The sequence below is a fragment of the Mesorhizobium sp. M7A.F.Ca.CA.002.09.1.1 genome, assembly GCF_003998555.1.
Taxonomy (GTDB): domain Bacteria; phylum Pseudomonadota; class Alphaproteobacteria; order Rhizobiales; family Rhizobiaceae; genus Mesorhizobium; species Mesorhizobium ciceri.
This window is the reverse complement of the sequence record NZ_RZRR01000172.1, coordinates 1-7,866: the sequence shown is the minus strand read 5'-3', so window position 1 is coordinate 7,866 and position 7,866 is coordinate 1. Positions and strand designations below refer to the sequence as shown.

At 61.5% G+C, this 7,866-nt stretch carries 11 protein-coding genes; 5 read left to right on the top strand and 6 right to left on the bottom strand.

The window, feature by feature from the left end; translation table 11 throughout:
* Together EN994_RS10380 and EN994_RS10375 are read left to right on the top strand one after the other, a co-directional pair.
* On the top strand, nucleotides 1–621 hold a 621-nt coding region (locus tag EN994_RS10380; protein ID WP_206530392.1), incomplete at its 5' end, for an NAD-binding protein.
* Nucleotides 622–635: 14 nt separating this feature from the next.
* Nucleotides 636–1,181: a DUF924 family protein gene (locus EN994_RS10375; RefSeq protein WP_063167919.1), complete on the top strand. Its 546-nt coding sequence runs from the start codon at nucleotides 636–638 to the stop codon at nucleotides 1,179–1,181.
* Between the two features lie 26 nt (nucleotides 1,182–1,207).
* On the opposite strand, the gene folK is transcribed toward EN994_RS10375, so the two are convergent.
* The 3 genes from folK to folP are packed head-to-tail and all read right to left on the bottom strand — an operon-like array spanning nucleotide 1,208 to nucleotide 2,918.
* A complete protein-coding gene (gene folK, locus EN994_RS10370; protein ID WP_013531872.1) occupies nucleotides 1,208–1,720 on the bottom strand; it encodes a 2-amino-4-hydroxy-6-hydroxymethyldihydropteridine diphosphokinase in 513 nt (170 codons plus the stop codon).
* Entirely contained in the window at nucleotides 1,704–2,063 is a 360-nt protein-coding gene (gene folB / locus EN994_RS10365) for a dihydroneopterin aldolase (protein WP_013531873.1), read from the bottom strand. Before folB ends, folK begins: the two co-directional genes overlap by 17 nt.
* Before the next feature lie 3 nt (nucleotides 2,064–2,066).
* Nucleotides 2,067–2,918, bottom strand: coding sequence for a dihydropteroate synthase (gene folP, locus EN994_RS10360; protein WP_063167918.1), 852 nt, complete (start codon nucleotides 2,916–2,918; stop codon nucleotides 2,067–2,069).
* Nucleotides 2,919–3,021: 103 nt separating this feature from the next.
* Between folP and EN994_RS10355 the strand changes: the two genes are divergently transcribed.
* Nucleotides 3,022–3,681: a DUF922 domain-containing protein gene (locus tag EN994_RS10355; RefSeq protein WP_063170227.1), complete on the top strand. Its 660-nt coding sequence runs from the start codon at nucleotides 3,022–3,024 to the stop codon at nucleotides 3,679–3,681.
* Nucleotides 3,682–3,883: 202 nt separating this feature from the next.
* A complete protein-coding gene (locus EN994_RS10350) occupies nucleotides 3,884–5,365 on the top strand; it encodes an MDR family MFS transporter (protein WP_063167917.1) in 1,482 nt (493 codons plus the stop codon).
* Nucleotides 5,366–5,368: 3 nt separating this feature from the next.
* Here the strand turns inward: EN994_RS10350 and EN994_RS10345 are convergent, their stop codons facing one another.
* The 3 genes from EN994_RS10345 to EN994_RS10335 all read right to left on the bottom strand — a co-directional run bounded on the left by EN994_RS10345 (nucleotide 5,369) and on the right by EN994_RS10335 (nucleotide 7,393).
* A complete protein-coding gene (locus EN994_RS10345; protein ID WP_063167916.1) occupies nucleotides 5,369–6,397 on the bottom strand; it encodes an NAD(P)/FAD-dependent oxidoreductase in 1,029 nt (342 codons plus the stop codon).
* A 195-nt stretch (nucleotides 6,398–6,592) separates the two neighbouring features.
* A complete protein-coding gene (locus EN994_RS10340) occupies nucleotides 6,593–6,913 on the bottom strand; it encodes a 2Fe-2S iron-sulfur cluster-binding protein (RefSeq protein WP_013531878.1) in 321 nt (106 codons plus the stop codon).
* 111 nt (nucleotides 6,914–7,024) lie between these two features.
* Nucleotides 7,025–7,393, bottom strand: a complete 369-nt coding sequence (locus EN994_RS10335) for an Hpt domain-containing protein (RefSeq protein ID WP_023813039.1) — start codon at nucleotides 7,391–7,393, stop codon at nucleotides 7,025–7,027.
* A gap of 272 nt (nucleotides 7,394–7,665) precedes the next feature.
* Here EN994_RS10335 and EN994_RS10330 point away from each other — a divergent pair.
* The coding region (locus EN994_RS10330) for a hypothetical protein (RefSeq protein ID WP_164745861.1) at nucleotides 7,666–7,866 on the top strand (201 nt) is incomplete at its 3' end.

Sequence of the window (7,866 nt, the reverse complement as noted above, 5' to 3'; positions counted from 1 at the left end):
GTGCTGATCATCGGCTTCGGCCGCTTCGGCCAGATCGCCAGCCAGCCGCTGCTGCTGCGCGGCATCGACGTCTCGATCATCGACAATGACGTCGAAATGATCCAGGCGGCGGCCGATTTCGGCTTCAAGGTCTACTATGGCGACGGCACGCGGCTGGACATCCTGCATGCCGCCGGTGCCGGCCGGGCGCGCGCCGTGCTGATCTGCGTCGACAAGGCCGATGTGGCTGTTCGCATCGCCCAGCTGATCAAGGCCGAATTCCCACTGCTCACCGTGCTGGCCCGCGCATTCGACCGTGGAACGGCGCTGCAGCTCATACGTGCCGGCGTCGACTACCAACTGCGCGAAACCTTCGAATCCGCACTTGTTTTCGGCGGCTCGGCCCTGGAATCTCTGGGCGTCGATCCCGAAGACGTGGCTGAAACGATCGAAGATGTCAGGCGCCGCGACACCGACCGCTTCGAAACCCAGCTCGCCGAAGGCATTCGCGCCGGACAGCGCTTCCTGAGAGGCAATATCGGCACGCCGATTCCGACACCGCTCTCGACGCCGCGCCGGCCTGGTCAGGCACTCAACGAAGAGACCGCGGGTGTGCTGCACAAATCCGAACCCGCCGATTGAGCAAGGAATCAGGTATGGAATTGGACAGCAGAGCCCTGTCGGTCACCAAATTCTGGCGCGATGCCGGCGAGGATGCCTGGTTCGAGAAGAACGAAGCATTCGATGCCGAGTTCCGCGACCGCTTTCTCGACCTGCACTACGCCGCCGCGCGGCGTGAATGCGACGACTGGCTGGAACATACCGAAGGCGCGCTGGCGCTGATGATCCTGCTCGACCAGTTTCCGCGGAACTGCTTTCGCGGCACCGGCCATATGTACGCGACCGATCCGCTCGCCAGATATTTCGCAGAGAAGGCGATCGCGGCTGGTCATGACCTGGCACTCGAGGAAGAACTCCGCGTTTTCCTCTACCTGCCCTATGAGCATTCGGAGCTACTGGCCGACCAGGATATTTCGGTCGAGCTGACGCAGGCCAGGGCCGAGCCCTATCTGAAGTATGCTGTCGAACATCGTGATATCATTGAGCAATTCGGCCGTTTTCCGCATCGAAACAGGATGCTTGGGCGCGAAACCACCTCGCAGGAGCAGACGTTCCTGGATGGTGGCGGCTTCTCGGGCTAAAGTTCGGCCGTCGCTTTGCCCAGAAATCAGGCCAGCCACCAATCCCGGCCGGACGACAATCGCTCGATGCCTGAGGTATCGACGGCGACCAGGCGGTCGGTGATGCTGCGACCGCTGACAACCAGGCCGGGCGCGATCTCGGCCAGCGGCGCCAGCACGAAGGCGCGCTCCAGCATGCGCGGATGCGGCACCTCCAGCCCGGTCTCGTGGATGACGCGGTCGCCGAACACCAGAATGTCGATGTCGATCAGCCGCGGCCCCCACCGCTCCTCGCGCACCCGCTTCAGCTTGCGCTCCGCATCGAGGCAGAGGTCGAGCAAGGCACGCGGTGCAAGCACGGTGGAAATTTCGGCGGCCGCATTGAGAAAATCCGGCTGATCGAGCTTGCCCCAGGGCGGTGTGCGATAAAGCGAGGAGACGCCGGTGACACGCGTATCCGCGTCGGCATCCAGCATGCGCAGCGCCGCGCTCATGGATTTCGCCGGATCGCCAAGATTGCCGCCAAGGCTGAGATAAACGGTACTATTCGGGCCAGACAACGGTCACCTCGACATAATCGAGCACGCCGGGCACTGGTGCGTTCGGCTTGCGCACCGTGATCTCGGCTTTCTTTATCTGCGGAAAACGCGCCGTCAGCGCACGGGCCACTTCGAGCGCCAGCGACTCGATCAGAAAACGGCGCTGCCCGGTGATGATCTTTTCAATGACGCTGAATGCAACGCCGTAGTGGACTGTATCCTCGATCGAATCTTCGGCAAGCGCCCGGCCTGGATCAACGGTCAGAACGGCATCGACATAGAAGCGCTGGCCGAGCCGTTCCTCCTCGTCCAGCACGCCGTGCCGGGCAAAGAAAGCGCAGTTCTTCATGCGGATGACATACATCGATCAGTTTCTCGCCCGGTCGGTTTGACGCGCCAGCATAGCATCGGCGAGCGCCAATGCGTCCACGTTGAATGCGACATCGTGGACGCGAAACAGATCGGCGCCCTGGAGCCTCAAAATGACGCTGGTCGCCGCTGTTCCGACCCCTCTGTCGGCGGCATCACGGCCGGTGACCGTGCCGATGAAGCGTTTTCGCGACGTGCCGGCCATCAGCGGCAGGCCGAGTGCATGCAATTCCGAAAAGCGTGCCATCAGGTCGAGATTTTCCTCCGCCGTCTCCTTGGCGAATCCGAAACCGGGATCGAGCACGATGTGATCATCGGCGATGCCGTTCTGGCGGGCGATTTCCAGCGACCTTCGCAGGAATGCCAACTGATCGGCAATCGCGTCCGGCAGCTTCTGGCGATCCCGCCCGGTATGCATGATGACAAGCCCGGCGCCGGTATCGGCGGCGACACGAGCAATATCGGGCTCGCGCTGCAAACCCCAGACATCGTTGACGATATGCGCGCCGGCGGCGACCGCCAGCCGCGCCGTGTCGGCGCGATAGGTATCGACCGAAATCAGCACCTCGTTCACGCCCGCCAGCGCTTCGATCACCGGCAGGATGCGGGCCTGTTCCTGGCTGGCCGATACCGCGGCAGCACCTGGGCGCGTCGATTCTCCCCCGACATCGACAACCAGTGCCCCTTCCCCGATCATGCGGCGCGCCTGGGCCAGCGCCTTTTCAGGAGCGTCGAACTGGCCGCCGTCGGAAAAGCTGTCGGGCGTGACATTGAGGATGCCGACGACCACGGCCTTGCCGCCAAGGTCGAGATGGCGTCCATGCGCCAATTGCCATCGCCTGGCCGTCATTGCTCATCGACCATGGAGTTCATCAATCATGTGTGATCCCTGGCGGATCAATTTCATTGCGCCGGCAACGGCCGTAAAGCAAGGTGGTCGAAGAGGCAACATGATGAAACGATCCATGCTTGGCATGAAAAAACAGTCCTTGGGCGTGAAACAATCCTTGGCTTGCGCGCTGCTGCTCGCCATAACGCCGCACCCGGCGGCGGCGGCCAATCTCGTCAAGACGTACAGCTATTTCGCCATTGGCGGCAGCACCCTCGACGACATCGAGGCACAACTCTCCAAACGCGGCCCGGAGGTGAAAAGCACCGGCACGCGGCACCCGGGCGCCACGCAAATGGCCTTCACCACCCGTATCAGCTATGCGCAGACACCGAGTTCCTGCCGGATTGCCGACGCGGTGGTGACCGTCAAGGTGAAGGTGATCCTTCCCGAGTGGCGCCGGCCGCGCAAGGCCGATGCCGATGTCAGGCTGTTCTGGGATACGCTGTCGGCCGACATCAAGCGCCATGAGGAGCGCCATGTCGAAATCGCCAAGAACCATGGCGGCGAACTCGAAGAGGCCTTGAAGGCCACCTACCCGCAAAAGAACTGCAACGCCGCCAAGGCCAAGGCGGCCGCGATCACCGCGGCTGTTCTGGCCAGGCACGACCGCGCCCAGCTTCAGTTCGACCGCGTCGAAAGCGTCAATTTCGAAAGCCGCATCTTGCGGCTGCTGCGCTACCGCATGGAGCGCATCGGCAACGGACGACTGCCGCCGGCCTGAACGCACCCGAACTGAAAGCCAATTCACCGAAACGTAGTGCCAGATTCGAAAAACTTTCGAGCCGCCGTCGAAACCGGCCTATATGGGACGACATATATCAGGCTCGCCAGACGAGCTTAAAACACCAATGCGATCCAAACGGTCATGAAGCCGGAGCGGCTGAACAGCGCCGGTCAAATCGCAAGCTTATGGATGAACGATCATGGACCAGGCTGTCGATGAGAAAACGATGGCGGAAACCGGCACGCCGATAACAGAGCGCGAAAAGAACGCCATCATCGGCGGCGTGCTGTTGTCGATGCTGTTGGCGGCACTCGATCAGACCATTGTCGCGCCGGCCATGCCGACCATCGGGCATGCGCTCGGAAACGCACACTATCTGCCATGGATCGTCACCGGTTATCTCCTGACCGCTACAGCCGTGGCTCCGCTCTACGGCAAGATTTCCGACGTCTACGGCCGCCGGCCGACCGTCTATGCCGCGATCCTGATCTTTTTGGCGGGATCGCTGGTCAGCGCGATGGCCCCCAACATGTTTGTGCTGGTTGTCGGGCGGGCGATCCAGGGCGCCGGTGGCGGCGGCTTGTTCGCTTTGACGCAGACCGTCGTCGGCGATCTCGTGCCGCCGCGCGAGCGGGCACGCTATGCCGCCTGGTTCTCCGGCACATGGGCTGTCGCCAGCATTGCCGGTCCGTTGCTCGGCGGCACTTTCGCAGAGCACCTGCACTGGTCACTGATCTTCTGGATCAACATTCCGCTTGGTTTTCTTGCGATGGCGATCATCAACAAGCCGCTCAAGAAACTGCCCATTGCCGCAAAGCGCCATCGCATCGACGGCCTGGGCGCGCTGCTTCTGATAATTGCCACGGCGCTGCTGCTGCTCGCCTTGAACTGGGGCGGCAGCGCCTATCCCTGGACTTCGCTTGAAGTCATCGGCGTTCTCTGCGGTTCGGCGATTTTCTGGAGCGCTTTTGCCTTGCGGCTCATGCGCGCCGCCGAGCCGCTCATCTCACTCGAAGTGCTTGGCAATCCAATCGTTCTGGCGGGCACGCTTTCGATGTTCCTGCTTCAGGCCGCAAGCGTCGGCATGGCTGTGTACCTGCCCGTCTATCTTCAGGCGGTGCTCGGCTTGTCGGCAGCGGAGTCGGGCATCGCGATGCTTGGGCTTCTGCTGGGGACCGTCGGCGGCGCGGCATTCAGCGGGCGTATGATCCCGCATTTCACCCACTACAAGCGCATTGCGATGGTGGGCGTCGTCTTCAGCATGCTGTGCCTCTGCCTGCTGGCCGTCGTCGCAGGATATGCAACGCTGCTGGAGGTCGAGGTCTTGACGATTTGCATCGGGTTTGGAACCGGAACGACGTTTCCGGTCACCACCGTGTCGGTCCAGAACGCCGTCGATCGCGTGCATCTCGGCGTCGCGACGGGCGTGCTGACATTCCTGCGTTCGCTTGGCAGTGCGCTTGGGGTCGCCATGCTCGGCGCGGTCGCTCTGGGCTACGGCTTGCCGCTTGCCGGTGAAGGCGTGCGGATCGCTGGCCATAGCGCGACGATCGAGCCGTTCGTGATGATCTTTGCCGTCGCCGCCGCTACATTGCTGCTGGGGCTGATCACGCTGACGCTGATGCCCGAAAAGGAGCTTCGCGGCTACGCCGACAATGCGGCGCCGATGCTGGCCGAGTAAAGTTCAGCCGGAGACGCCGAGCTTCTTCTGCAGGCTGGTCGATGAGGTCGTGTACTGGAAAACGATGCGCTCGCCGGGGCTGATGATGCGCTTGGCGGCCTGCGCCATCAGCGCCACTTCGTGGAAACCCGACAGGATCAGCTTCAGCTTGCCCGGATACCAGTTGATATCGCCGACCGCGAAGATGCCGGGCACCGATGTCTGGAATTTTTCGGTATCGACCGGAATGAGGTTCTCGTGAAGGTTGAGACCCCACTCCGCGATCGGTCCGAGCTTCATGGTCAGGCCGAAGAACGGCAGCATGCGCGTGCAAGGCACCTCGACGTCGCCATCCGGTCCCTTGATGGTGGCCGATGACAACTGGCCGTCGGCACCGGTCAATCCGGTCACCTGGCCGACCTGGAATTCGAGCTGCTTCATCTCCTGCATGGCATACATCTTGTTGACGCTGTCGGGAGCGGCGCGGAACTCAGGCCGCCGGTGCACCAGCGTCACGCTCTTTGCCACCGGCTGCAGGTTCAGCGTCCAGTCGAGCGCCGAGTCGCCGCCGCCGACAATGACGAGGTCGTGGCCGCGAAAATCCTCCATCCGGCGCACCGAATAGAAGACGCTCTTGCCTTCATAGGGCTCGATGCCGGGGATCGGCGGACGCTTGGGCTGGAAGTAGCCGCCGCCGGCGGCAATCACCACCACCTTGGCCTCGAACACCTCGTTTTCGTCGGTGGTGACGCGAAAACTGCCGTCCTCCAGTTTTTCCAGGCTGGAAACCATTCGGTTGTAGCTGAAATCGGGCTTGAACGGCGCGATCTGCTCGAGCAATTTGTCGACCAGCCCCTGCGCCGAGATCGAAGGCCAGCCTGGAATGTCGTAGATCGGCTTTTCCGGATAAAGTTCCGCGCATTGGCCGCCCGGCCGATCGAGAATGTCGATCAGGTGGCACTTCATGTCGAACAGGCCGAGCTCGAACACGGCAAACAGGCCGACCGGCCCTGCCCCGACAATAAGCACGTCTGTCCTGGTGATGTCGGTCATGCCTGTGCCTCGCTGCGCATGACCCCGAAAATCGGAACGATTTTCGGAAAGGATCATGCGCAAATAAAAGTGCTACAGCGTCCGTTGCGCGTCCAAGAGGACGCGCGGCGCTGTGGTGAAACAGCAGGACACTGCATGACCATCGCCCCGCTGCCAAGCCACAGCGGGAAAAATCAGTTGGCAAAAAGGTTGCGCTTATCCCTGGCGGGCAGGCACCCGCACGACCAAGCCGTCAAGCGCATCGCGGACCTTGATCTGGCATGACAGGCGCGAGTTGGGCTGGACGTCGTAGGCGAAGTCCAGCATGTCCTCTTCCATCGCTTCCGGCTCGCCGACTTCAGCCGTCCAGGCTTCGTCGACATAGACGTGACAGGTGGCACAGGCGCAGGCACCGCCGCATTCGGCTTCGATCCCGGGCACGGCGTTGCGGATCGCGTTCTCCATGACCGTAGAGCCGTTCTCGGCGTCCATGTCGAAATGCGTGCCGTCATGGGCAATGAAAGTCAGCTTGGTCATTTGTCACCTGAAGGGAGTTGCAGCCGAGATAATCACTCCGGCTGACAAGTCAACTGCCGCATGAAAGCGCCGCCCGATGACGTTTTTCCGCAAATCGGATTCGGCGCGGATTCAGCGGTTGATGGCGGCGATGAAATCGCGCACTTCGTCGATCAGCGTACCAAGCCGCTTGAGCGTCTGGCCGTCTTCCGGCCGGTGCTCGATCTCGGTGGCGCAATCGGCGATGGCAAAGGCGCCCACGCCCCGTGCCGAACCCTTTAATCCATGGGCGAGCAGAAGCCGGTCCTTGATATCGGCGTCGACTATTCTGTCACGCACGGACAGCGCCTGCTGTACAAATAGCGCCAGAACCTCTTGCTCAAGGCTGCGGTCACCCATTGTCTGGCGGGCAAGGTGTGCCAAATCGACCGGCCGTGACCGTCTTGGTCCGGATACATCTCCCCCGGGCATTGAGAAGGCGATGCCGCTTTCGCCACGCATGAACTCGAACTCCGTTTCTTCGACTCGCCCAAAAACCTAGGCGAATCCAATGGACAACGGGTTAATGAATGGCCCGGAAAAATGTTGCCAAAGCGGCGTCCAAATCACAGTTCCGTTAACCTTATATTTAAAGTTTTACGTATCCCGCGGAATGCATGTTTTCTTTACCCCCCTGTGTCATTACGATACGAGGGGTCCATTTTCAGCCTCCTGCGCGGGGCAAGACAAACAGAATTATAAGCCCGCGGCAGCTAGTACAGGGTAGCGAAGGCATGGCAAAGAAACCGACGACGAGAACTCTCGACAGCGAAGTGGCCAGGGAACTGGAAAAGGCGCTCGATCTCGACCTCAGCAATGAGATCGGCAGCGGCGACCTCGATATCGCGGCTTCGATGGAGGATCTTGAAGCGCAGATATCCCAGGCGGCCGACGAGCTGGCGCGCGAGGGACGCAATCATAAGCCGGAACAGAAC